This is a genomic window from Herbaspirillum sp. SJZ106 (genome assembly GCF_006715495.1).
GTDB lineage: Bacteria > Pseudomonadota > Gammaproteobacteria > Burkholderiales > Burkholderiaceae_D > Herbaspirillum.
Genome location: NZ_VFNI01000001.1, coordinates 362,363 through 385,630, shown reverse-complemented (window position 1 = coordinate 385,630; position 23,268 = coordinate 362,363). Strand labels below are relative to the sequence as shown.

The 23,268-nt window shown below is 59.6% G+C and carries 21 protein-coding genes; 10 read left to right on the top strand and 11 right to left on the bottom strand.

What is annotated here, in order from left to right; genetic code table 11:
* Nucleotides 1–60: 60 nt before the first annotated feature.
* A complete protein-coding gene (locus tag FB598_RS01705) occupies nt 61–798 on the top strand; it encodes a TrmB family transcriptional regulator (RefSeq protein ID WP_183405766.1) in 738 nt (245 codons plus the stop codon).
* 68 nt (nt 799–866) lie between these two features.
* On the opposite strand, the gene FB598_RS01700 is transcribed toward FB598_RS01705, so the two are convergent.
* Nucleotides 867–1,931, bottom strand: a complete 1,065-nt coding sequence (locus FB598_RS01700) for a phenylacetaldoxime dehydratase family protein (RefSeq protein ID WP_141912068.1) — start codon at nt 1,929–1,931, stop codon at nt 867–869.
* Nucleotides 1,932–2,515: 584 nt separating this feature from the next.
* Here FB598_RS01700 and FB598_RS01695 point away from each other — a divergent pair.
* The 7 genes from FB598_RS01695 to FB598_RS01665 all read left to right on the top strand — a co-directional run bounded on the left by FB598_RS01695 (nt 2,516) and on the right by FB598_RS01665 (nt 10,008).
* Complete coding sequence (locus tag FB598_RS01695; RefSeq protein WP_141912065.1) at nt 2,516–4,033, top strand: amidase; 1,518 nt, start codon at nt 2,516–2,518, stop codon at nt 4,031–4,033.
* A gap of 69 nt (nt 4,034–4,102) precedes the next feature.
* Nucleotides 4,103–5,329, top strand: coding sequence for a transporter substrate-binding protein (locus tag FB598_RS01690; RefSeq protein ID WP_141912062.1), 1,227 nt, complete (start codon nt 4,103–4,105; stop codon nt 5,327–5,329).
* Nucleotides 5,330–5,359: 30 nt separating this feature from the next.
* Entirely contained in the window at nt 5,360–6,226 is an 867-nt protein-coding gene (locus FB598_RS01685; RefSeq protein WP_141912059.1) for a branched-chain amino acid ABC transporter permease, read from the top strand.
* A 1-nt stretch (nt 6,227) separates the two neighbouring features.
* A complete protein-coding gene (locus FB598_RS01680; RefSeq protein WP_141912056.1) occupies nt 6,228–7,259 on the top strand; it encodes a branched-chain amino acid ABC transporter permease in 1,032 nt (343 codons plus the stop codon).
* Nucleotides 7,256–7,981, top strand: a complete 726-nt coding sequence (locus FB598_RS01675; RefSeq protein WP_141912053.1) for an ATP-binding cassette domain-containing protein — start codon at nt 7,256–7,258, stop codon at nt 7,979–7,981. Before FB598_RS01680 ends, FB598_RS01675 begins: the two co-directional genes overlap by 4 nt.
* Nucleotides 7,982–7,984: 3 nt before the next feature.
* The gene (locus FB598_RS01670) at nt 7,985–8,671 is read left to right on the top strand and encodes an ABC transporter ATP-binding protein (RefSeq protein ID WP_141912050.1); all 687 of its coding nucleotides are present in this window, start codon (nt 7,985–7,987) and stop codon (nt 8,669–8,671) included.
* 338 nt (nt 8,672–9,009) lie between these two features.
* Complete coding sequence (locus tag FB598_RS01665) at nt 9,010–10,008, top strand: porin (RefSeq protein WP_141912047.1); 999 nt, start codon at nt 9,010–9,012, stop codon at nt 10,006–10,008.
* A 51-nt stretch (nt 10,009–10,059) separates the two neighbouring features.
* Here FB598_RS01665 and FB598_RS01660 read toward each other — a convergent pair whose 3' ends face one another.
* A complete protein-coding gene (locus tag FB598_RS01660; protein WP_183405767.1) occupies nt 10,060–10,818 on the bottom strand; it encodes a TrmB family transcriptional regulator in 759 nt (252 codons plus the stop codon).
* Nucleotides 10,819–11,149: 331 nt separating this feature from the next.
* On the opposite strand from FB598_RS01660, the gene FB598_RS01655 reads away from it, so the two are divergent.
* Both FB598_RS01655 and FB598_RS01650 read left to right on the top strand, forming a co-directional pair.
* Nucleotides 11,150–11,875, top strand: a complete 726-nt coding sequence (locus FB598_RS01655; protein ID WP_141912042.1) for a response regulator transcription factor — start codon at nt 11,150–11,152, stop codon at nt 11,873–11,875.
* Between the two features lie 246 nt (nt 11,876–12,121).
* Entirely contained in the window at nt 12,122–13,117 is a 996-nt protein-coding gene (locus FB598_RS01650) for an enoyl-CoA hydratase-related protein (RefSeq protein ID WP_141912039.1), read from the top strand.
* Between the two features lie 163 nt (nt 13,118–13,280).
* Here FB598_RS01650 and FB598_RS01645 read toward each other — a convergent pair whose 3' ends face one another.
* The 9 genes from FB598_RS01645 to FB598_RS01605 all read right to left on the bottom strand — a co-directional run bounded on the left by FB598_RS01645 (nt 13,281) and on the right by FB598_RS01605 (nt 23,244).
* Complete coding sequence (locus tag FB598_RS01645) at nt 13,281–15,926, bottom strand: hypothetical protein (RefSeq protein WP_141912036.1); 2,646 nt, start codon at nt 15,924–15,926, stop codon at nt 13,281–13,283.
* Between the two features lie 276 nt (nt 15,927–16,202).
* The gene (locus FB598_RS01640) at nt 16,203–16,715 is read right to left on the bottom strand and encodes a phosphoribosyltransferase (protein ID WP_141912033.1); all 513 of its coding nucleotides are present in this window, start codon (nt 16,713–16,715) and stop codon (nt 16,203–16,205) included.
* A gap of 8 nt (nt 16,716–16,723) precedes the next feature.
* A complete protein-coding gene (locus FB598_RS01635; RefSeq protein ID WP_141912030.1) occupies nt 16,724–18,112 on the bottom strand; it encodes a hypothetical protein in 1,389 nt (462 codons plus the stop codon).
* A 48-nt stretch (nt 18,113–18,160) separates the two neighbouring features.
* On the bottom strand, nt 18,161–18,562 hold the full coding sequence (locus FB598_RS01630) for a CesT family type III secretion system chaperone (protein WP_141912027.1): 402 nt from the start codon (nt 18,560–18,562) through the stop codon (nt 18,161–18,163).
* Nucleotides 18,563–18,779: 217 nt separating this feature from the next.
* Nucleotides 18,780–19,877 carry a type IV pilus twitching motility protein PilT gene (locus tag FB598_RS01625; protein WP_141912024.1) on the bottom strand — a complete coding sequence of 366 codons (1,098 nt, stop codon included), beginning with the start codon at nt 19,875–19,877 and terminating at the stop codon, nt 18,780–18,782.
* Between the two features lie 388 nt (nt 19,878–20,265).
* On the bottom strand, nt 20,266–20,742 hold the full coding sequence (locus FB598_RS01620; protein ID WP_141912021.1) for a lytic transglycosylase domain-containing protein: 477 nt from the start codon (nt 20,740–20,742) through the stop codon (nt 20,266–20,268).
* Entirely contained in the window at nt 20,723–22,135 is a 1,413-nt protein-coding gene (gene pilV / locus FB598_RS01615; protein ID WP_255463918.1) for a shufflon system plasmid conjugative transfer pilus tip adhesin PilV, read from the bottom strand. Before pilV ends, FB598_RS01620 begins: the two co-directional genes overlap by 20 nt.
* 2 nt (nt 22,136–22,137) lie before the next feature.
* Nucleotides 22,138–22,635, bottom strand: a complete 498-nt coding sequence (gene pilM, locus FB598_RS01610; RefSeq protein WP_141912016.1) for a type IV pilus biogenesis protein PilM — start codon at nt 22,633–22,635, stop codon at nt 22,138–22,140.
* Between the two features lie 72 nt (nt 22,636–22,707).
* Nucleotides 22,708–23,244, bottom strand: a complete 537-nt coding sequence (locus tag FB598_RS01605) for a type 4 pilus major pilin (protein ID WP_255463919.1) — start codon at nt 23,242–23,244, stop codon at nt 22,708–22,710.
* Between the last annotated feature and the right edge of the window lie 24 nt (nt 23,245–23,268).

The window sequence follows — 23,268 nt, the reverse complement described above, 5'->3', positions numbered from 1 at the left end:
TTACAAAGGCAGATACCACGCGATATATTTCTGTCGAACATTATCGACATGGAGAGTGGGATGCACGAAAAACTTGCCGCAGTCGGGCTGGACGAAAAGGAACAGCGCTTCTACCTGGCGGCCCTGCAACTGGGCAGCGCACCGGTGACGGTTGTAGCGATGCGGGCGGGGGTGACGCGCACCAACGGTTACGACCTGCTGAACCGCCTCGAGCGCCGCGGGCTGCTGGCACAAGTACACGGCGAGGAAGGCATCCGCCAGGTGATACCGACCGATCCCAATGTCCTGATCAAGGAATGGGAGCAAACGCGCAGCATGCTCGACGACCTGGTGCCGGAACTACGCTCGATGTTCAACAGCACGCCGCGCAAGCCGCGCATCCGGTTTCATGAGGGAGAGGAAGGTATACAGCGCGCGCTATGGAGCACACTGGATTGCCAGTCGAAACACCTGTACGGCATCCTGTCGATGCATGAACTGCTTGAAATCCCAGGCCCGGCCTGGATGGATAGCTATATCGCCGAACGCATCCAGCGCGGCATTCAGCTTGATGTGGTGCGCTCGTACTCGCGCGAGACCGAACCGATCTGGCCAGCCGCCCGCAGCGAGTTGCGCGAACTGCGCCTGGCGCCCACGGAACTGGACCTGGGCATGACCGCCTATATCAGCGACGACACGGTGGTCTACATTTCATCGAAGAATGAAAACTACGCACTGACCATCGAAAGTCGCGAACTGGCCTCCTTGCAGAAAAGCCTGTTCCAGTCGCTATGGAAGCTATCCAAACGACATAAATAAAGTCCTTGGCGCCAGAACCCGGAACAAAAAAGGAGAGGCCCGGAAAATCAAGCCCCTCCAAACCAGAGTCATTCACCCGCCTGCACGCGTAACGCACGCGCGTAAGGCAGGATGCCCGTCATCGGATGGCAATTGATATATTCGAAGACGTTGCCCAACTGCGGCACGAACAGCTCATGCCAGGTCACCACTTCGCGCTTTTCCTTGTGCAGGCGATTCATGGCAATGGCGTGCCGATAGATATCAAGGTGCGTCTCGTGCGATGCCGCCCAAGTCTCGAGCTGCGCCATTGACATGAAACCGGCATACACCGAAGTCTCGGAGCGCGGACTGCCGTCCTCATTTACATTAGTCATGATACGCAGCGACAGGCACCCGGTTTCACTACGGGTGGACATCAGGTGCTGCATGCCGCGCATCAGCTTGGGCTGCAGGCGCTCAAGGTAATCCTCGAGCTGCTCCTGCCCCGCCCCCTCCCAATACTGCCCCGAGCGCAGCAGGGTGGCGTTGTGCGGCAGCTCCGCAATCCAATGACCGCGCGCCGAGGCACGCGTGGCCGCCGGAGGCAGGACACCATGCACGGGACTGTCCAGCACATCCACCGCCGATAGCGGCAGCCGATCACGGGCCGCACCAAAGAAACCATTGGTGGTAATAGACACGATCTCGGCGCCAACCGTGCGCGCAAAACCCACCCTGTAGTTGGGTGCCGAATAAATGGTTTCGTGACGATCGTAAGGCACCACTACCGGCTCCAGCCAATAGCCCGGCGCCCCATTCGCAGCCGCATGCGCCTCGAACCAGGAACGGAACCCGGACGTTGCCAGCCACCGCGCATAGAGGGTGGGATCAGTCCAATAAGCAACCACGATGGCATTATCAAGACCAGCCTCATCGATGCACTGCATCACCTCGTCAGCCTGAGGCCCATCGGCCTGCGCCAGAAAGCCCCTGATCTGCGCAAAGAACGCCAGCTTGTCCGCTCGCGACAATACGCCCTGCTGCATGCCGAAATACACACTGACCAATGTCAGGTGCGGCGTTGGCCAGCGCAATGAGAAACGGGGCGCCGCAGGCTGATGCCCCTCAGGCCGGCGCTCGGGCACCGATCGCGGATACGACACTTCAAACATGAACTCTCCTCTCTTATCAAAGACCGATCACCGATCGCATGCAACACACCCCGGCCGACCCGCCAAATACCCAAAACAATGCACCGCACAATAAAATTGCACCATCATGTGTCGAAATGGCTCGACGAAAATGAAAACACCCCGTCAGCACCATGAAAATCGCACCATAAACGCTCAAGCCTGCATTTCCTGCACCGCCGCAAATACAGCGAAACACTGGAATTATCAGACAAAATAAAAACCAGAAAAAATAAATCAGTCCATAACAACAGACATAAATATATCAAAAAATATTCTTAAATATCAATAATTTAAACCAATATATATAATTTATTGATTTATATTGTCGATCTTTATTGACAATATAAATGGCCGAATTTATGATGCGCTCATTACGCAGACGAACAGACCGAAAATAAGCACCCCAACCGATCTGCCGCAATACAAAAACAAAAGATTACCGCCCCGGAGTTGCAGCAAGACAAGCATAATTGTCGATTATTTTCGACGTTAAGTTTGACGACCAGCACGCGTCGTTCCGCAGGCCGCCGGGCCACTGACATTTCTTCTTCAGGAGAGTAGCCATGCCAGTACCAACACCGAACCAGGAGCAGATCGTCCAGATCGCCAGCGAGTTCGGCATCACACTGTCCGAATCGCAACTGCAAGCCTACCGGCAGCAATTTGAATCCGTCGCGCATACCTACGAGGTACTGGACCAGTTGCAGGTCGAGCTGCCGCCGGTCAAATATGCGCGCAGCGCATGGACCTTTCCGAGCGCCGAAGAAAATCCCTTCAATGCCTGGTACGTCAAGACCGATATCAAGGGCGCCGCCGGCGGCAAACTCAAGGGCAAGCGCTTCGCCGTCAAGGACAACATCGCCGTGGCCGACGTACCGATGATGAACGGCTCCGCGGTACTGGAAGGTTATGTCCCTGAAGTCGACGCCACCGTCATCACGCGCCTGCTCGATGCCGGCGCCACCGTTGCCGGCAAGGCGCACTGTGAATACTACTGCCTGTCGGGCGGCTCTCATACCGGCGCCAAGGGCGCGGTACACAACCCGCTCAAGCATGGATACTCGGCCGGCGGATCGTCGTCCGGCTCGGCCGCACTGGTAGCGGCTGGTGAAGTTGATTTTGCGCTGGGCGCCGACCAGGGCGGTTCGATTCGCACTCCCTCTTCCTTCTGCGGCCTGGTCGGACTCAAGCCAACCTGGGGCCTTGTACCCTACACCGGCATCATGCCCATCGAGTCGAGCGTGGATCACGTCGGACCGATGACCCGTACCGTCGCCGACAATGCGCTGGTGCTGGAAGTCATCGCCGGCCCGGACGGTCTCGATCCCCGCCAGAGCGCCCTGGCACAGGCCAAGTCCTATACCGAAGCGCTCGGTCGCGGCGCCCGCGGCATGCGCGTGGCAGTCATCACCGAAGGCTTCGGCTGGGACAACTCCGAACCGGAGGTCGACAACAAGGTGCGTGAAGCAGCGACGACTTTGCGTCGCCTCGGCGCCACCGTGGATGAAGTCTCGATCCCGATGCACAGAGTAGGCACCCATATCTGGGCCGCACTGATCACCGAAGGCTCGACCCAGCAGATGATGAAAGGCAACGGCTTCGGTTTCAACTGGAAGGGGCTATACCTGCCGTCGATGATGCAGGCGCATGCCCGATGGCGCGAGCGCGCCGATGATCTTTCCGAGACGCTCAAGTTCTCGATGGTGGCGGGCGAATTCATGACCCGCGCCGGTGGCGGCACCTACTACGCCAAGGCCCAGAATCTGGTGCGCCCATTGCGTGCAGCCTACGACCAGGTGCTGGCTGATTACGATGTGCTGCTGATGCCGACGCTGCCGATGAAGGCGACGCCGCTTCCGCCTGAAGATGCGCCATTGCCGCTGGTATTCCAGCGCGCCTGGGAAATGATGGCCAACACGTCGCCGTTTGACATCACCGGGCATCCGGCCCTGCAAGTGCCCTGCGCATCGGTCGATGGCCTGCCGATCGGCATGATGTTGATCGGCGCGCATTTCGAAGAGAGTCGTTTGTACCAACTGGCCGCGGCATTCGAACGGGAAGCCGACTGGCGCCGGGCCTGATCGCAGCACCGCAGTAAGATCAACAATAAATCGTCGCAGTCCCACCACTCATCTTTCAGGAGATCCAACGTGAGCTTCACCCGCAGAAACGCGCTGAAAACCCTGGCCGGCGCTGCCGCCCTTGCCGCCGCCCCGCTGACCTCGCTGGCCAAATCAGATGACATCGTCATCGGCAGCCTGCACGACCTCTCCGGCGGACTCGACATCCTGGGAAAACCCATGCAGGACGCCATGCTGCTGGCCGTGCAGGAAATCAACGACGCCGGCGGCCTGTTGGGCAAGAAGGTCAGTATCGCGACCATGGACCCACAGTCGAACATGCAACTGTATGCCCAGTATGCCCAGCAGATGGCCTTGAAAGACAAGGTCACGGCGCTGTTCGGCGGGATCACATCGGCTTCGCGCGAAGTGATCCGTCCGGTGATGAAGCGCTTCAATACCCTGTACTTCTACAACACCCAGTACGAGGGTGGCGTGTGCGACCGCAATACCTTCTGTACCGGACAAACCCCGGCACAGAACGTCGACAAGCTGATCCCTTACGTCACCAAACGCTGGGGCAAGAAGATCTATGTGGTCGCGGCCGACTACAACTATGGCCAGATCACCAATGACTGGATCAAGAAATATGCCGCGCAGTCGGGCGCAACCGTGGTCGCCAGCGACTTCTTCCCGCTCGACGTCAACCAGTTCGGCCCCACCATCCAGAAAATCCAGGCGGCCCAGCCGGACATGGTGATCTCGGTGCTGGTGGGCGGCGCGCACATGGCCTTCTATCGCCAGTGGGCCGCCGCCGGCATGAACAAGAAGATCCCGATGGCGTCGACTACCTTCAACAACGGCAACGAGCATATTGTGCTGTCGCCGGCCGAGGCCGACGGCATCGTCACCGCTTTCAGCTACTTCGAGTCGATCGACACGCCGACCAACAAGGCTTTCGTGGAACGTTGGCACAAGAAGTTCGGCGCCAACTATCCCTATATCGGCGAACTGGCAGCCGCCACCTATCAGGGCGTGCACCTGTGGGCGCTGGGAGTGAAGAAAGCCGGCTCGGTGGATCGCCTCAAGACCATCCAGGCACTCGAAACCGGGATCTCGTTCGATGGTCCCAGCGGCAAGGTCACCATCGACCCGGCCACCCATCATTGTACGCTCGACATCCAGATCGCCGAATGCCAGAACAAGAAATGGAAGATCCTGGAAAGCTTCAAGCAACAGAAACCAGTCGATACTGCCGCGGTATGCGACCTGATCAAACACCCTAACGAAAACAAGCAATTCGTGATCAAGGTTTAAGCGCAGATCATCGCCCCAGAGGAGGAGTTCGTGGATTACATAGCCGTTGTAAGTCTTGAGGTGTTGAATGCGATTGCCGCGCTGCTACTGGCCAGTGTCGGCCTGGCGATCGTGTTCGGCATGATGAAGGTCATCAATCTCGCGCATGGCGAGTTCATCATGATGGGCGGGTACGCCGCCATTACCGCGTCCGGTCTTGGCATCAATATCTGGATCGCCACGCTGGTGGTGGCGCCCTTGGTGGTGGGCCTGATCGGGTTGGTGGTCGAGCGCATCGTCATGCGCCACCTGTATGGCCGCATGGTCGATACCATGCTGGCCACCTGGGGGCTCTCGCTATTGTTCATCGGCCTGGTGACCTCCATCTACGGCAATACCACGATAGGCTTGTCTTCTCCTCTGGGTTCGATGACCGTCGGCGCCTACCAGGTCAGTCTGTACACATTGTTCATCCTGGCAGTGGCGGCGGCTGTCATGATTGGCCTGTTCCTGCTGCTGACCCGCACCAGCTTCGGACTGGTCGCACGCGGGGTCATGCAGAATCCCGGCATGGCTGCCGCACTCGGGGTCAACCCGGCCCATGTGTATTCAGCCACATTCTCGCTGGGCGCGGCGCTGGCCGGCCTGGCCGGCGGCGTGCTGGCGCCGATCACCGGCGTGGTTCCCACCATCGGCGTGGCCTATGTGGCAAAGTCGTTCATCACCGTGATCGGCGGCGGCGCCTCCATCATTACCGGCACCCTGGCGGCATCGGGCCTGTTCGGCGCGGTCAACCAGCTCACTACCTTCGCCACCACGCCTGTCATCGGCGAGGTCGGCCTGCTGCTGGTAGCCATCGTTCTGGTCAGGTTGCTTCCGCAGGGCATTACCGGCCGCTTCTTCCGAGGACGTATCTGACATGAATAACCGTATTCCCATCATTGCCTGCCTGCTGCTGGGCGTAGCAGCCATCGCTGCCCTGCCCTTGCTGCTGGAAACATTCACCCTCATGGAACTGTCGGTCTACGTGATCATGTCGATCCTGGCACTGTCGCTCGGTTTCGTGTGGGGCTATGGCGGCATCCTGTGCTTTGGCCAGGCTGCATTCTTCGGGCTTGGCGCCTATGCCTATGCCATCGCAGCGATCAATTTCGGCGAGTCGACCGGCGCCTTCCTGGTCGCCATCGCAGTGCCGACGCTGTTCGCCCTGGCGCTGGGTTACTTCATCTTCTTCGGCCGCATCAGCGACGTCTACCTGGGCGTGATCACGTTGACCGCGACCCTGATCCTGTTCAACCTGGTCAACTCGACCTCGGGCGAACAGTACAAGATCGGCCAGGCGGCTATCGGCGGCTTCAACGGCATTCCATCCATTCCGACCCTGAACATCCCGTTCCAGCCTGACCAGGTACTGTCGCCGGAAGTCTTCTTCATGGTATGCGTGGCGTTCCTGATGGCCTCCTACATCGGCTTGCGCCTGCTGTTGGCCAGCCACTTTGGCCGGGTCGTGGTGGCGCTGCGCGAGAACGAACTCCGCGTCGACCTGCTGGGCTACGACTCGCGCAAATACAAGCTGGCCGCATTTGCCATCAGCGGCGCGCTGGCGGGTGTAGCCGGCTGCCTGTTCGCCAACTGGGGCGCCTTCACCAGCCCGACCGTGTTCAGCCTGACGCAATCGGCGCTGGTCATCATCTGGGTGCTGGTGGGTGGCGTCGGTACCTTGCTGGGGCCCATCATCGGTTGCTTCTTCGTGCAATGGCTGACCAGCTATATCGGCGGCCTGGGGTTCATCAACCCCAACCTGATGCTGGGAGCGGTACTGATCGGATTCGTGCTGCTGCTGCCCAAGGGCATCGTGTCACTGTTCGGCGACCTGGGTAAATTATTCAACGGCGGCCGCCGCGCCGCGCCAGCCGAGGTCCGCCCGGCCAGCCAAGGAGGCAAGCCATGAGCGCATTGGTTCAGGCCCAGGGACTGGGCGTCAGTTTCGGCGGCGTACATGCCGTCAACAGCGTCGACTTCACCTTGCAGCCAGGCGAACTGCGCTGCCTGATCGGCCCCAACGGCGCCGGCAAGAGCAGTTTCTTTCGCCTGCTGTGCGGCCAGTACAAACCCACGCGCGGCAGCGTCTCCATCAAGGGGCAATCTATCGCGGGCATGCAGTCCTACCAGATCGCCCGGCTCGGACTGGGCATCAAGACCCAGGTGCCAAGCGTGTTCGATGGACTGTCGGTGGAAGAAAACATCTGGCTCTCGGCACGCCGCGTGCACAGCGCCCGCGAGGCCCGCACGGCCGTCAACGAAACCATGGACATGGTGCGCCTGTCATCGATCGCCGGCAAGCAGGTCGGCACCCTCTCGCACGGCCAGCGGCAGTGGGTGGAGCTGGGAGTGGTCAGCGCCGCCCGTCCTGATCTGATCCTGCTGGATGAACCAGCCGCCGGCATGAGCGACGAAGAAGTGGTGCGTACGGCCGAGCTGATCAAGGCTGCCAACCAGCGCAGCGCACTGATCGTGGTGGAGCATGACATGGAGTTCATCCGCATGATTGCCAAGACAGTTACCGTCTTCAACCGCGGCAGCGTGCTGATGGAAGACTCGCTGGACAACGTCCTGGCGGATCAGCGGGTCAGGGATGTTTACCTGGGCAAAGAACTGGAAATGAGGGGATAAGCGATGTTGCAGATCAAGGACGTGCAATCCGGCTACGGCGACATCCGCGTACTGCGGGGAATCAACCTGCAACTGCGCCAGGGCGAATTCGTAGGCCTGTGGGGACATAACGGCATGGGCAAGTCGACTCTCATGCGCACCATCCTGGGCTACCTGCAGGCAAAGTCGGGCAGTATCAGTTTTGAGGGCAAGGACATCACCGGCCTGCCCATCCATCGCCGTGCGCGCCTGGGCATCGGCCTGGTGCCGCAGGGCCGCGCGATCTTTCCGCACCTGTCGGTGATGGACAACCTGCGCATGGGGGCCGTTGCTACCGGCGGCGAACGTGAACAGATCGTCATGTCGGTGTTGAAGCACTTCCCGCGGCTCAACAATTACCTGGACCGCGCCGGAGGCTTGCTGTCGGGCGGCGAGCAGCAATTGCTGACGCTGGCGCGGTGCCTCTGCGCACGTCCCAAGCTGATGCTGCTGGATGAACCGACCGAAGGTATCCAGCCGTCAATCATCTCCGAGATGGTCGACACGCTGCACCAGATTCGCAAGGAAACCGGACTCACCCTGCTGCTGGTCGAACAGAACCAGGCCTTCATCGGCAGCCTGGCCGATCGGGTCATGACGATGCAAAAAGGCGTGCTGACCAATGAAAGCAGCACCAGTGACTTCCTGAAGAACACGCACGCGTTTTCATAAGTCGATCTGCGCGCAAACCCGCGCGGCATCGTCCGACACCATCCACGTCACCATTTGAGCGGACGCCTCGCGCGTCCGCAAGGGAGGGTATTGCCTGAACATTAACCAGACGCCGCCTTTTCAGTAATCCGCGCACGCCATCCTGGCGCAGCGTCCATCCGACAAGCAGCCATCAAAACGGGACAGACCCCCGGGGGACTTTTTTTGCTCAAAAAAAGCCCCTGACAAGAAGAAGGCTGTTGCAGCACGGCGAAAGCCGCCAGAGAACGGTCGCTTTGTGCATTCCGGTGCACGGCGATCTTTGAGGTCCATCATTGATTCACAACAGGGAGAGGGTAATGAAACAGCAGTTCAAGCATCTTGCAGCACTCGCAGTACTGGCCGCGACCGCCGGCGCAGTCCACGCACAAAGCTCGGTTACCATTTCCGGCTTGCTCAACGTCGGTATCGCACGCGGCAACAACGGACAGACCCAGCTTGACGGCACCAGCGCCAATGGCAAGTTCGCCATGAATGACTTGTTGTCCAACTTCGCGTTGTCCGGCAAGGAAGATCTGGGCGATGGCATGTGGGCAGGTTTCCAGCTGGTGTCGTTCTTCCAGGTCGACAATGGCGCACTGTTCCAGAACGACAGCTTCTTCAGCTCGCGTTCGGTATTGCGCCTGGGCGGCCGCTTCGGTGAAGTCTATATGGGCCGCTCGCTGACTCCGGCCAATTTCCAGATCCTGTTCTACGATCCATGGGGATGGAACGCCAGTTCGGCCCAGGTCGGGTGGCAGATACAGACCGCGAACTACAAGAGCACCTCTTATCTGCGGACTAACAATACGGTGGGTTACGTCTCGCCCGAACTGCATGGCTTCACGCTTTCGCTGGCGCACTCCACCGGCGAGAACGTGGTCTCCAACGACGATGGCGCAGCGCTCGACTACAAGAACGGCGCGCTGTCGCTGGGTATCGGCTATGACCAGAGCCACGGCATGAACAATAGCCCCACCAAGGACCACATGGCCGACGTGGTGGCCGCCTACGACTTCGGTTTCATCAAGCCGATGGCGACCTACACCACATCCAAGGTCAACAATGTCAGCTATCGCGCCTACTCGCTGGCCGCCACCGCACCGGTCGGCGTCCAGGGCACCCTCAAGGCTGCCTATGGCCGGCTCAACGACTGTGCCTGCGTAGCCGGGGAGCGCGCTGCACTGTCGAAGGTCTCGTTGGGTTACCAGCATGACCTGTCCAAGCGCACTGCATTGTTTGCCAACCTGAGTCGCGCCAAGGCGCGCACGCTATCGGCTACCAATACGGTGGAACTGGGCATCCAGCACGGCTTCTGAAAAAAGCAGGGGATCGGCGAGCGCAACTCGCCGATCCCCTGCGCCAGCGCCTTACTTTTTTCGGGTTGGGGTCATCTCCGAGATGGCCCACAATCCCTCGAACATGGCCCGATTCAACGCAGACAGCTCCTGGCTTTCAATCACCAATCCATAATTTTCACGTTTCGAGGACAGGTACGTCACCTTGTCATCATGGATGTACATGGTCATGCCCAGGTCGATCGACGGCGGCGCGTAACGCAGTTCGCGCATATCTTCTGGCGAACTCGGCCAGACCGTCTCGACGTCGCGCGACTGCGAGCGCAAGACCCGCAATACGATGCCACGGCGTACCCGTTCATCGATGATCGCGGCCATGGCGTCACGCCCTGGGACTTCGTTCAGTTCGTGCATCGACAGGATGCCCAGCAACGGCCCGGAATGGCATTCGAGGGTGCCTTGCAGCGCCTTGACGATCCCTTCCCTGCCCTCGTAGAAATGAATGCGAGGCTTGAGCTCGGATGCATTGAACATCGACTTCAGCTGCGGCACCACATCGTCGAGCAAAGCGCGACTGCGCTGCCATTGGGCGATCAACACCTCCGGATCCTCGGCGACCACATGCATGACCCCGTTATCCTTGGCCAGTTGCGAGACCAGCCCCCGGCTCTCCAGCTTGGCCAGCAAGGCATAACCGTTAGTGCGTGAGACGCCGGCCCGCTCCGCGATCACCGTTACCGGAGCCGAGCCGCATTGCAGTACTGCCAGGTAGAAACGCATCTCTTTCTGGTCCAGGCCCAATTCTTCCAACTGCGATTCGATCTTGGACATGACATTGGTGACAACAAAAATGTAAGGACTCGTATTATGCCAACTAACTCGCCACCCCATAAGTACCAATGACGCATCCTGGCAATCCGGGTGTACGGCTGCGCGAACCGACGGAATCGCCCGCCGGCGACGCGGGCGGCCATAATGTTATTCGTTTTGCGTCAAATTAAAATGGCTTGGCGAATTTGATGAGTATAAGCAAGCGATTTAGTCTACTATATCCGTTCCCGAAATTCGGGCGGCGTACGTAGCTTGCAATCGCCTTTCAAGCCCAACGCACCATCACCGGCGCAGCGGCAAAGTGGCCATAACAACGACCGATTGTCAGCAAATGAACATCGCATGTTATATCCGCAATTCCAACATATATGACCAGGTCAAGAATGCCTTGGTCAGGGTCGGCTATCTGCCGACCCAATTCGATTCCGAAACCACCCTGCTGCGCACCCTCAAACGCAAGACCTTCGAGTTCGTCATCATCGACCTGTCCAGCGCCGAAAGCGAAGACAGCATCTTTTCGTGGCTGAGCTTGCGCAGCGGCGACCCGATTCCGACCCTGATTCTGTCTTCGGGCCGGTCTGCCGACATGGTCGCGCAGGCACTCGACAATGGCGCCGACGACTTCTTGCAGCGTCCCTTCGAAGCGGTCGAGCTGGTTGCTCGCATCAATGCGGTAATGCGCCGCTGTGCCCCCAAGAATAATCGTCGCGTCATCGAGTACGCAGGTTTTCAGCTACAACGCGATGCTGCCAAACTCAGTTACCTGGGATCCCCCATTTCGCTTACCCCGCGCGAATTCAGCATGGCCTGGCTGTTCTTTTCTTCGCCTGGCGTCTATATCTCACGCGAAACGCTGGGTTCGGTCATCTGGAGTACCGATAGCGAAATAGCCGGCCGCACCATCGAACAACACGTCTACAAGCTGCGCAAGAAGTTACAGATCGACAACCGCAATATCGTCGTCATCCGCACCGCCTACAGCCAGGGTTACCGCCTGGATCCGGTCGATACCGGGCAGGACCAGACGATTCCATCCCCCTCCTATCGCGAAGCGTAAGCAATTCGTCATTTATTTCCGACAAATAAAACTCCGAAAAAATGGCATAAATAAGCCAATCAAAGCTTGTTACGAATTACATTGCAACAAAATGTTTTTAATTGTCGAAATTTATTGACACAAAAAACAGGCTCCATCTATAGTGACCGTGAAGGCAGGCGCAAGCTGCGGGATTTTTTTACCGGCACCACCGATGCGCTGATCTGTCCGCCTTCCTTGTTAGGGCTTTGCCTCGCATAACCAATCATGGCCACTGCCCGCCGGTTGCCATCGCGGCTCGCATGCCGCAGTCCTGTTTCGCGCATTGGACAAGCACTCCATGGCGCCGGATCGGGCTGCAATGGCAAGCAGGCTCCCGCGCACCCAGCAGATGCAATTCTTTGCCAACCGATGGAAATCACGATGACTGCACGTGTCAATTCTCCCTGCATCGATATCGAAATGAAAAACCACGGCCTGTCGCGGGTCGGCTGGATCTGGATCAATCGTCCCATCGATGGCAACGCCATTGATCGCAGTATGGTGCAGGAGATCATCCGTGCTGTCGCATCGCTCAACAAGAATCCGGAAGTGCGCGTGATCGTGTTGGCCGCGCGCGGCGAAAGCTTCTCATGCGGCATCGAATCGGGATGGCTGCACGCGCAGGCCAGCGCGTCGATGAACGATGCGCTGGATGATGCCCGCAAGCTGGCGCAGCTGTTGCAGGTCCTGGCCGAATGCGAAAAACCGACCATCGCCCGCGTACAGGGCAACGCCGTCGGCATCGGCGCAGGGATGATTGCGGCCTGCGATATATGTATCGCTGCCGACCATGTGCGCTTCACGATGGTCGACGACAATCTAGGCATGGCGCCTGCTGTCATCACGCCGCACCTGGTGCGCGCCATTGGTGCCCGCCAGTGCCAGCGCTATTTTCAAACCAACGAACAACTTACCGCGGCGCGGGCGGCCGAACTCGGCCTGGTCCATGAAGTCGTTGCGCCTGAAGCGCTCGATAAACATATTACGGCCCTGATCGCTTCACTGCTGCTGGGCGATGCCCAGGCACAGCAAGCATCCAGCAAGCTCATTCGCGCCATTGCGGTGGCGCCCGGCGCGGCCGACATGACCGCCGACGCGGTGCGCGTGGGCGCCCGCCTGCGCGCCGGCCCGTCACTGCGCGCCCGCGCGCTGCCGGCTGAACGACCGCTGCTGTCCGTGCATCGCATCGTACTCGACGGCTGGATGCAGGAAGCGGACTGAGACACCCTGCTGGCGTCATCGACCGGCACTGCCCCAAACAGCCCCAACGAACCCAAACGGAAAACGGAAAATGGCGTGAAGATCTTATCTTCACGCCATTTTCACTGTTTAACCGGTTCAGGGCGCCGGATTGCTGCCAGCCTGCCTCTCCGTGCGGCTAATGCTACCGACGCGGGGTGGTGTGGCGCAGGGTCTTTGCCGGAGTCTCTTCGGCGAACGCCTTGGCCCTAGCGTAGACCGCTTGATGGATGTGCAGCGGATAATCCACGAAACGGGCGAACAGCTTTTCCTGGCTGGCCGGATTGAATTTCGGCAGAGAGCCCTTCTTGCCATCGTATTCAACCCCGGCGGCAACGAAAGCACGCATGCGCTCGTCGTCCGCCACACCGAACTTGTCGGGGTCGGCAGCCATGTGCTTGGCCACTACGGCGGCGGCGTCGACACCCAGCTTGCTGGTGGCAAACAGGTGGGCCAGCCCGGCGAAGGTATCGCCCTTCTTCAATGCTGCCGGATCCTCCTTCACCGCTTTTTCCACCGACTTGACGAACGCGGTCTTTTTCTGGCCCGACTCGAACGCGTCGGCGAACTTGCTGACTTCGGCGCGGAATGCATCGGCGTCGATTTCAGCCTCCTCGTCATACATGCCTTCGACCACATTGAACGCTCCGGTCAAGCCGGCAGCGAACAGATGTTCCTGGGCCATCCGGCGCAGTGTCAGGCCTGGACTCACATCGTAGGCCGAATCACGGTTGTTGACGTCGTACGACACCAGCCCGACCTTGTTGCGGCCCAGCATTGCACCCGCACCGTTGTAGCCAAAGTCCTGGATCGGCAGGCGGCCTTCCTGGCTGTTGACCGAATCCGGGCGCAACATCAGGCGGTTGCCGGTCAATTCAGGCAGGTCAGCCACGTCCTTATGGACAGACTTGACCTGGCCTGCCAGCGATGTCAATGCAGGTTCAGCCTTGCGATCAAAGGTAGGCGACACGACGAACGCATCGAACTTGGCCGGCGCATCCATTTCACGGCCCTTGAATTCAAGCTGGTTGTCGCCGGGCTTGGCCTTGAAGTCGTTATAGCTGCCTGGTTCGTACTTGACGATACCTGCCTGCTGCAGCATTACCGCGAAGTAATGCACACGGAACGGCGAAGCGGTGATGTCGTTGGTCAATGTGGTCAGCACATTCATCTCTTCCCGGTTGCCTCGGCCTGTGGCCACCTCGGCCGTGGTGACACCTGCAGGCTGGGCACGCTCCATCAGGTAGCCGGCACGCCCCTTGAAGGTCAGCGGCGCCAGTTCATTCATGCGGGCGATGGTGGCCTCGGGATTCTCGGTGGCGCCGTAACCCAGGATCATCGGCAGGTAAGCCTGACGACGGGCGCCTTCCAGCGTCCAGGTAGCTTCCTTCAATGCCTGTTCGCGGGCCGGGCCGGTCAGCGTGGTGGCTTGTGCCAACTTTTCCATGTGCTTCAGGGTCGAATCGCCCTGCTCCTTGAGCAAGGCCTCGGTGGTCAGGCCGTTCTGGTGCACCTGCTCCGGTGTCAAGCCCAGTGTGGCCGCCACCGACGCGATCGCCAGGTCGGCAAAGGTCTTATACACTTCCTGGCCATCTTCGTGCAGGAACATCGAGTGCAGCTCTTCGGCGGTGCCCAGCGGTTTTTTCTCCTGGGTCCATTCGGCGCTGTTGGTATGGCGTGGCGAGATCCACTTGCCGGGGGTGAAGCTGACCACGGTCAGTGCGCCCTGGTATTTCTCCTTGGCGGCCTCGGTCAGCTTGTAGCCGAACGGCGCCGTTTCGTCGACTTCCATCAGCTTCATCGAGCCATGCAGTGCGATCAGTTGATCGTACAGCGACAAGCCGGTACCGCCGACCAGCAGCTTGGCGCCCTGCTTGAGTTCACCGTTGGCATCGAGCAGGCCCTTGGCATCAAGGAAGCTGGCCAGACGCTCCTGGTTCATCGGTTCGGCGAAGGTATGCTTCTGCACTTCAGGATCCGAAATCGGATTCTTGACCGTGGTGCCGGTATTGAGAACCACACCACGGGCGGCCAGCGCGACCAGCGGCGAGCTCTTGCCGTTGGCACGTACCAGGACCCTCGGGTTTTCCGGATCCGAGACGTCGATCTTGTCCACCGAGGTTTCGGTGATCACGTTGATCTTCAGGAACGGGAAGGTCTGGTGTGCCAGTTCGCACAGTGCCGTGAAATATTCCTGCTCTTCCTTGCCCTGGTCTGTGCGTGTCAGCGAGGCGCGGCCGGTGGTGGGATTTTCATCAGTGCCTTCTGGGGCCTGAAAGGCGGTCTGCAGTGCGGCGTGGGCGATCGGGTTCTGCTCGGCGTACTTGGCGCCGAGGATGTCGCGATTCTTCTTGAGCAATTCGCTGATGCGTTCCTTGTGGAACTGGGCCTTTTCCGGCGATGTGTTGACGGTACCCACGCCCTGGTCTGGGCCCCAGCCGTTACCGCGTGCGACCCAGTCCTTGCCCTTGCGTTCGATCAGCGTGGTTTCCATGCGGTAGCCAGGCTTCTGGCCCAGTTTGTCGAAGTCTTCCTTGTGTTCCAGCATGAACAGCAGGTCTTCGGTGACCTGGGCCGTGCCGCGTGGGCCGGCGCCGACGATGATGCGGTGGTTGACCCGTGAACTGGGCTGATGGGCGACAAATTCGTCCAGCGTGACGTGCAGCTTCCTGGAACCTTCGGAGGCAGCGGAACTGGAAGCGGCGGCCGAAGAAGAGTTGCTGTCGTAGGACTGCAGTGATTGCAGCGACGCGGCGCTATGCAGGGTCGGGTTGGTATTGAAATGAGCCATGATGTTGAATTCTTTCGTATGCGTTGATAAAGGCGCAGTGTGGCGCCGATGGTCGCATCAGGCATGGGTGCCGACGATGCGAAAAATTGTTCGGGGACAGGGCCGCGAAACCGGATTTGCGATTTTCAAGCTGCCTGTCTGAGCATAGGTAACGACGACCGGCATCACAGTTCCACCAAAAACGACCCCACGCGCAATCACGACAAGACAAAAAGCACATAGGCGCCCAAAGGCGCCCATGTGCATCAGTACAATCAGTGATCTGGATGACAATAATCAGTGCTCCGCGAGCGCCCCGTCCTGTCCGGGCATCTCGCTTTCGACCTGGTACTCCCAGGGCCAACGCAGGTAATGGCGAGGATCTGCATCCATGCTGAAATCGGGCGCGAACATGCCGGGCGCGTCGCAGCGAAACACACTGAAAGTGCCGACCTGGTTGCCCAGCCTTTCGCAGTAGCGCCGGCAGCGTTCAAAGGTCCAGCCACTGCCGCAGACATCGTCCACCAGCAGGATCCGACGCCCGTGCGGCGCCCGCGCCGGACCATCCAGGAACTGCGGCTGGGGATTGCGCCGGCTGCAGACCAGATAGTCGATGGGCAAACCGGTACTGCGGGAAATCAGGGCTGCGACCGGGCTGCCGGCGCGCAAGATCGCCACCAGCAGGTCATAGCGCGCCGCGATCTCGGCCTGGTGCCGCTGCACCATGGCCTCGATCTCGTGCCACCGCACGTGGCGGGTGTGTTCAAAGGCCATCCACGATGGCGGTTGCGATTGGCTCAGGTCAAGCATGATGGTCCTCAAGCTTCTTCGTCATCGCGCGGCGTGGGCCGCGACTGCCACGGCAGGTCATCATGCACCCTATCCTGGGTCGGGAACGATCTGTCCAACATTTCTCTCATCTCTGGTTTTGCCAGGGTCTCGATCAACGTTCCCTGCAGCAAGGAACGGCGCGCCACATACTTGTGGCCAGCTTTGTCATAGGCAGTGGCACTCTGCTCCATCTTTCGCATGGAAGCGGCATTCTGTTCATCGCTGTTGATCCCATTGAGCTTGACCGCAGCCAATAACATATCCCCGCCGGCCTTGTGCACGGCGCGCTTGTTGCGAAGATTGCTTGTGGCCAGGGCAAAACGCGCCAGGCGTCCAGGCTTGCGTGGCACCCCCTGTTCGGCATCAGGCTGCTGGCGGAGCTGATTGATACGGCGCTCCCAGGAGCGCGTCTGCGGAGGCGCCTTGCCATCCTCCGCAGACGCGCGAACCACATAACGGGGTTGATCCGGGTTGTCGCTGGGCGCGAACCTGGCACGGGCCGACCTGGCCTGCTCCTCCACTACATCACGATAGGCCTGCTTGAGCACTTCATTTCCCTTCAGGGAAGCCTGCAACATGGTGCGCTTCTGCTCGCTACGCGCCGCCCGCACATCCATGCGCGCCCGCCCACCGGCGTCCAGGTACTTGCTCTCGGCCAGGCTGCCCGCCACCGCCCCTTTGACGGACAAGGCCGCCCCCTGGATCCCTACCAGCGCATGCTGCAGCGTGCTGAGAGTGCGGCTGGCGACGCCGCTTGCGCCGCGATCATAAGCGGCGCTAACCCGATTGGCGACATAGCTGGCCAACTGGGGGGGGCCATCGGAATGCACCTTGATGCGATGGTTGTCGTTAATCTCGTTCAGATACCGGCTCCGAACGCTCTCGGGCTTGGCATCGCTCAAGCCCGACAAGGGAACATAGTCTTTCCCTTTCAGATGCGATTGCTGGGCCTCATTGAGCTCACTGACAGTTTGATGGTCCAGGCGGCCGGCCTTGGCATCCTGGCCGATGAGCTGCTTTCCGTTCAGGCGACGAATGTTGTGCTCGCGCTGTTCCACCTGCTGTTCCGCGGCGCGCTGGCGTTGCAAGTCAAAGGCGCCAGGCTTTTCTTCCGCTCCGGTCATTTTTCCAAGCTTGCTCCGGGCGCTGTCGAGCCGTCGCTGGTTCCAGGACTTGCGGATCGATAGGTCCAGGTCGCGCACCGCGTTGACCATGCCGGCCGCACGCGGCATGTGGTGGCGCGCCAGCATGTTGGTGATCTTGTTGTTGGGACTTGGATTAAAAGTCGAGCGCAGCGCAGTGGTGGTCTTGCTGGCGTCGTCACTGCGATGAAAGTAGCCCGGTGAATTGACTGGCTTGTTGTCGATGGGACCCATGATGGCTCCTGGTTGAATACGGTTGTCTTGGGGGCGCCGACGATATGCTCAGGCGTCCAGGAAATGGTCGGTGCGCCAATCCCTGGCCTGTTCGGCCAGGTTGAGCAGGATGGTCATCAGTTCCGGAGCGCGCAGTTCGTTGAGGCGGCACTGGTAGCCGAAGGTCACGCGCTGGTCCGGACCCAGCATGAAGGCGGGCGAATTGGCCGCGTAGATCAGCATGTTGGTTTCGAGCAGGGCCTGGTAGGCGTCCAGCAGGCGCTCCTGGGGAGGCATGCCAAAATCGCAATAGACGATGAGATGATCGGGAGCGAATTCCTCATCGTACTGGACGAAAAAATCGATGCCATCGACTTCGATGGCGTTACCTTGCACCATCAGTTCTGGCTGATCGATATTGGCGATCGCGCAGAAGTCATTGGTCAATTCAATAAAGCGGCTTCTGGACATGGGTTCCTCTTGTTGTGGTTTCACCCATGGGTGCCCGGTGCGACAAGTGTGGTTCCTGACATTGAGGATCATTGAAAGAAAATTCTTTCTCCAGGACACAGGAACAGGTGGCCGTGCGCCCATCCTGTCCCGGTTAGCCCCTCGATATGCGAAAGGCATAAAAAAAAAGCGACCTTCATTCGAAGGTCGCTTCCGGGCATGACGCCGTGTACGCTGGCTAGCGCTTGGCGCTGTTGAGCATTTCGTGCAGTTCCAGGCGGTTGTAGGCTACCCGCAGCGCATCGCGCGCCGATACGCTCTTCTTGTGCACCAGTTGCAACAGCACTTCATTGAGGCTGCGCGACATGTTGTCTTCCTTGCGCTTCATGAAGTCATTGATCATGTGCAGCTTGGCCGGGTCATTGATGTAGGCGGCAATCTGCTGGTTATTGTTGAACACCATTTCACTGGCCATCACATGATGTTCACCGTCTTCGGACGGCAACAGGCTCTGGAAGATCACTCCTACCAGGCTCTCGGCCAGCGTGGCAGCCCGCTGGGCGCGCTGGTCTTGCGGGAAGAATCCCAGCAGCTTGGTAATGGCGCGCACGGCGCTGCTGGTATGCAGCGTAGCCAGCACCAGGTGGCCCGATTCCCCGGCGTGCAATACGGTGTCGGCGGTATCGAAATCACGGATCTCGCCGACCATCAGCACGTCCGGCTTTTGCCGCAACGCCTCGCGCAAACCTGACGAAAAGCTTTCAGTGTCGGTCGGGACCTCTTTTTGCGAAATCATCGACTGCTTGCGTTGCAGCTCGTATTCGATCGGCTCTTCGATGGTGATGATGTGGCCATGCCGGGTCGAATTAATGTAATCGAGCATCGACGCGATGGTGGTCGTCTTGCCGGCCCCCGTGGGCCCGGTCACCAGGATGATGCCCTTGGTCGCTTCGAGCACCGTCTTTACGTAACTTGGCAAACCGGTGCGCTCCAGCGCCAGCGGCTCAAGCGGAAAACGCCGGATCGAGACGGCGACCTTGCTGCCGCGGCCCATGCGGTAGATATTGCAGCGCAAGCGCCATTCCCCCAGCACGAACGGGCAGTCCAGCGCGCCATCGATGATCTTGTCTTCCCAGTCTTCGTCAATGGCCGCCAGCAACGGCGCCAGGTTTTGGATCGATACAGGCATATCGTGCACCTGCTGCCAGCCGCGTGGCGTCTTGAGCATCAGCGGTTGGTCTTGCTCGATATGAATGTCCGAGAAAGTCTGCGTAGAGTTGACAAGCGCGAGCAATTCCCGTTGGAGATCGCGTGCGTGGAAATGGTCATTTGACATTCGGCCACCTGATTTTTGTAAAGCGCTTTTTAGTCTTGATGGAAGAGCGACGGACTGCTGCCTGCTGCTTTCCCCGACATGTTTGACCGCCGCGAACCCGGGCTGTGCAAGGATTTGACCGCCCACCAAAGATGCTTTCCATGATCGGTCCGACAACTGACATGATGAGAGGGGAGTCTACTATACCTGCTCGCGCCGTCGCAATTGTTCGCAAAAACTAATATTTTATGCACACACAACGGTATTCCACCTGCGGAGTCTCAACTTGCCAATTGAGCGAAATATCGTAGGCCGAGCGAAAATTCAATCGAAGGATGCATGCCCTCTCCCTTTCACGTTTAAATCATTTTCACATTGCATTCAAGCTCGGGGCCGGATCCCATTATCGTTATCTGGACGCCTGCACCAGTATCTCCTGGGGTATGTTTTTGTATACCTTCTGGGCATATTTGATACGCAGTTGCGGATTACGCGCGTTGTAAGCGCCTACCGCCTCCCAGGTCAAGCCCATGCGCGCCATGTTCTGGGCCAGGATCCAGGCCCCTACCTGCAGATTCACGCAGGGATCCTTCAATTGTTCTTCGGTAACACCGTACTTGCGCAGTGTTGGCAGCCAGCTGCTGTTGATCTGCATCATGCCGATGTCGTAACTGCCATTCTTGTTCTTGTTCATGGCCTTGGGGTTCAGGTTGGACTCGGTCTTGGCGATCGCGTACAGCAGGTGCACGTTGACGCCGTACCACGAAGCCACCTCATTCCAGCAAGCCAGCGCCGGCGCGCACGCCAGGCAGGCCAGGATCAGGGCGGCGGTCTGCAGCAGCAGGCACGCCAGCCAGCGATTGGGTTCACGGGGAATAGGTTCCATTTGCGTATCTCATTGTCTTGTCTGCGCCGCAAATCAGCGGTCGGTAATTACTGTCCATGACGATCGTTCCCACGGGGAACGTGATATGGGTCGTGTTTTCCCAGGGGTCATATTCCGAATAGTGGCAAGCCGCGCCGGCGACAAAGTAATTGATACCGACCGAAAAGGCCGGAGACGATGTCCAGCGGTTGACCTGCAACCCCTCGGTAACCACGTTGTGGGCGACATAGACGTCCTTTGCATTGACCGCACGGGCGGCGTTGACATCCAGATCTGCCGAAACGGAGTTACTAGTACTAATGTCTCCAGTGGCATGGATAGTTCCACCAGCCACCATATTTCCCGAGGCGTTGACGTTGCCGGTACTGACGTTGCCGGCGGTCAGGGTGCCTGGAACGCCCATGTTGCCGTTCTGGTCCACCGCCAGTGCGACCCAGTTCGCGCCGTTATAGGTGAAGGCGCGCGACAGGCCCCTGACCATGCGCACGTCGCCCGCCGTATTGCCGGCGCCGGGAAGGTCGGCGTAGTTCTGTACCGGCTCTTTCCACTGCGAGGGCGAACTCCATACGTTGTTCGTGCCGCATACCAGCAAGCCGCGCGTGGCGGAATCGATGGCCACGGCGGCCCGGTTGACGCCATCCGAGTCAAGGCAACTGGCCCCGGAGCTCACCAGAGCAATGTCCGCCATGCGGATCGGTGTGTTCATACGATTCAGCTCGGGACGCCCTGGAACCGCATTGCGATAGAGATAATCGGCGGAAGACTGCCCCGGCCCATCAAAAAAGAGATTGGATGCCAGGTGGCCGCCGTCGCTGGCGCTGCCGCTCAGGTTGGTTCCCCCGCTGCAAGTGGTCGAGCGATAAGAGGCGGTGCTGCTGCTCCAGTTGCTTCCCTTGGCATTGTTGAAGTCGGAGGTGCTGATATACCCCCCATTGGGACCGGCATTGGCGGCAATCACCGGCAGCACTTTCTCGGGAATCTGGTCGCCACCGCTGGTGACCACCAGCGCATCGAACTTGCCCGGATTGCCGCTGGGATCAGGCTGGCGAATCAGCACGCACGCGGTCTGGCCATAGATATTCTTGGCAGCCGTCCCGGCGGACAGGAATTTCCCGGTCTTCAGTTGCGCCACGCCTATTGCCACCAACGATCCCGCTGCCGGCAGCGAAGTCGTCAGCGTGGCGGCATTCGCGGCGATGTATTTTTGCCCGGCCGCCGCGATCTGCGACTGGTAATAGGCCGCCTGCTGGCCCTTGGTGTCTTCCAGCGAGGTATCCATCATGCTGGCCAAACTCATCACGAGGATGGCGCCGATGGCGAGCGCGCCGAGGATTTCGAGCATCGCGACACCGCTCTGGCGACGCATGGCAGAAGGAGGATGGATCGGCATCATGTTCATTTGATCATTGCGATCCACACCGGCGCACCGTTGGGAATCGACATGGCGGAAATGGCGGAGGTCGGGATATTGGTATTGCCGGCGACCGGCGACTGCAATTTGTTGGTAGTGCCGTCATAGACGCCGAACAGGACCGAGTTCTGCGCCAGGCTGGCCAGTTCGGCCACCAGGTTGCGGTCCGGCAGCGCCGTAGCGTAGATGTAGATGATGCCGGCGGCATCGCGGTAATTGCTCCATGCCAGCGGCGTGCTCTGCTGGTACAGGCGGCTCCACGACGGCAGGTAGCCGCCGCTCTTGAGGGCGGCCGTGGTGACCACGCCTGGGCTCGTATCGTGCGCGGTGAAATAGTTGATGACGGCGTTGCGATAGATACCCATCTCGGCCGCCGTGCTGGCGGCCAGGCCAGCCTGAACGCCGTCGAGCGTCCGGGCGTTTCTGGTCGCATATACTCCGGCCACCGCGATCAGGATGGCCACTACTGCAGCGTTCCACATGAGGAGCCCTCCGTTAGGTCGGGCTGGCGAGCGCAATTGCGCCCGCCAGCGCATTCGTCACCGCGTCGGCAATCAGCTCGATGTATAGACGATGGAGTTGTCGGCCGCCGAACACTGGGTCGTGGCAATTTGGGCCGTGACCGGGAAGGTGGTCACGGTGGTTCCGCCGTTGGTCTGCACCGAGGTCCAGCCATTGGCGCCCGACAACATGCTCACGCAAACGTCTTTCGGCACCGACGGATAGGTGATCTGGAAGCCGGTTCCGGATCCGGCGATGTCTACCGTGCCGCCCCAGCTGTTCTTGAGCGTGGTGCCGTCGGAGGCCAGCGTGCCGGGCGCGGCCTTGGCGGTTTGCAGCAGGCCCGGGATGCCGGTGGTTGGATACGTCTGTCCCATATACAGCTTACGCACCGCGGTACGCAGACCGATCACTTCTTCATTGGCCTGGTTCGACTTGGCGCTGCTGAAGGCGCCGGTCAGCAGAGAGATCGCGCCCATCACCACGATGGCGGCGATGCCCAGATAGGCGATGCCTTCCAGCAGCGATGCGCCTTGCTGGCGGGCGACCTTGCTGTTGGAGCGAATTTCCCTGGCGTGTGAACCACTCATTTTTTCGACGTGCATGATTGACCC

Excerpts from the sequence above, each read along its gene's own strand:
- FB598_RS01705 (WP_183405766.1), top strand. The coding sequence starts at position 61 with ATGCACGAAAAACTTGCCGCAGTCGGGCTGGACGAAAAGGAACAGCGC.
- FB598_RS01700 (WP_141912068.1), bottom strand. The coding sequence starts at position 1,931 with ATGTTTGAAGTGTCGTATCCGCGATCGGTGCCCGAGCGCCGGCCTGAG.
- FB598_RS01695 (WP_141912065.1), top strand. The coding sequence starts at position 2,516 with ATGCCAGTACCAACACCGAACCAGGAGCAGATCGTCCAGATCGCCAGC.
- FB598_RS01680 (WP_141912056.1), top strand. The coding sequence starts at position 6,228 with ATGAATAACCGTATTCCCATCATTGCCTGCCTGCTGCTGGGCGTAGCA.
- FB598_RS01675 (WP_141912053.1), top strand. The coding sequence starts at position 7,256 with ATGAGCGCATTGGTTCAGGCCCAGGGACTGGGCGTCAGTTTCGGCGGC.
- FB598_RS01670 (WP_141912050.1), top strand. The coding sequence starts at position 7,985 with ATGTTGCAGATCAAGGACGTGCAATCCGGCTACGGCGACATCCGCGTA.
- FB598_RS01665 (WP_141912047.1), top strand. The coding sequence starts at position 9,010 with ATGAAACAGCAGTTCAAGCATCTTGCAGCACTCGCAGTACTGGCCGCG.
- FB598_RS01660 (WP_183405767.1), bottom strand. The coding sequence starts at position 10,818 with ATGTCCAAGATCGAATCGCAGTTGGAAGAATTGGGCCTGGACCAGAAA.
- FB598_RS01655 (WP_141912042.1), top strand. The coding sequence starts at position 11,150 with ATGAACATCGCATGTTATATCCGCAATTCCAACATATATGACCAGGTC.
- FB598_RS01650 (WP_141912039.1), top strand. The coding sequence starts at position 12,122 with ATGGCCACTGCCCGCCGGTTGCCATCGCGGCTCGCATGCCGCAGTCCT.
- FB598_RS01645 (WP_141912036.1), bottom strand. The coding sequence starts at position 15,926 with ATGGCTCATTTCAATACCAACCCGACCCTGCATAGCGCCGCGTCGCTG.
- FB598_RS01640 (WP_141912033.1), bottom strand. The coding sequence starts at position 16,715 with ATGCTTGACCTGAGCCAATCGCAACCGCCATCGTGGATGGCCTTTGAA.
- FB598_RS01635 (WP_141912030.1), bottom strand. The coding sequence starts at position 18,112 with ATGGGTCCCATCGACAACAAGCCAGTCAATTCACCGGGCTACTTTCAT.
- FB598_RS01630 (WP_141912027.1), bottom strand. The coding sequence starts at position 18,562 with ATGTCCAGAAGCCGCTTTATTGAATTGACCAATGACTTCTGCGCGATC.
- FB598_RS01625 (WP_141912024.1), bottom strand. The coding sequence starts at position 19,877 with ATGTCAAATGACCATTTCCACGCACGCGATCTCCAACGGGAATTGCTC.
- FB598_RS01620 (WP_141912021.1), bottom strand. The coding sequence starts at position 20,742 with ATGGAACCTATTCCCCGTGAACCCAATCGCTGGCTGGCGTGCCTGCTG.
- pilV (WP_255463918.1), bottom strand. The coding sequence starts at position 22,135 with ATGATGCCGATCCATCCTCCTTCTGCCATGCGTCGCCAGAGCGGTGTC.
- pilM (WP_141912016.1), bottom strand. The coding sequence starts at position 22,635 with ATGTGGAACGCTGCAGTAGTGGCCATCCTGATCGCGGTGGCCGGAGTA.
- FB598_RS01605 (WP_255463919.1), bottom strand. The coding sequence starts at position 23,244 with ATGAGTGGTTCACACGCCAGGGAAATTCGCTCCAACAGCAAGGTCGCC.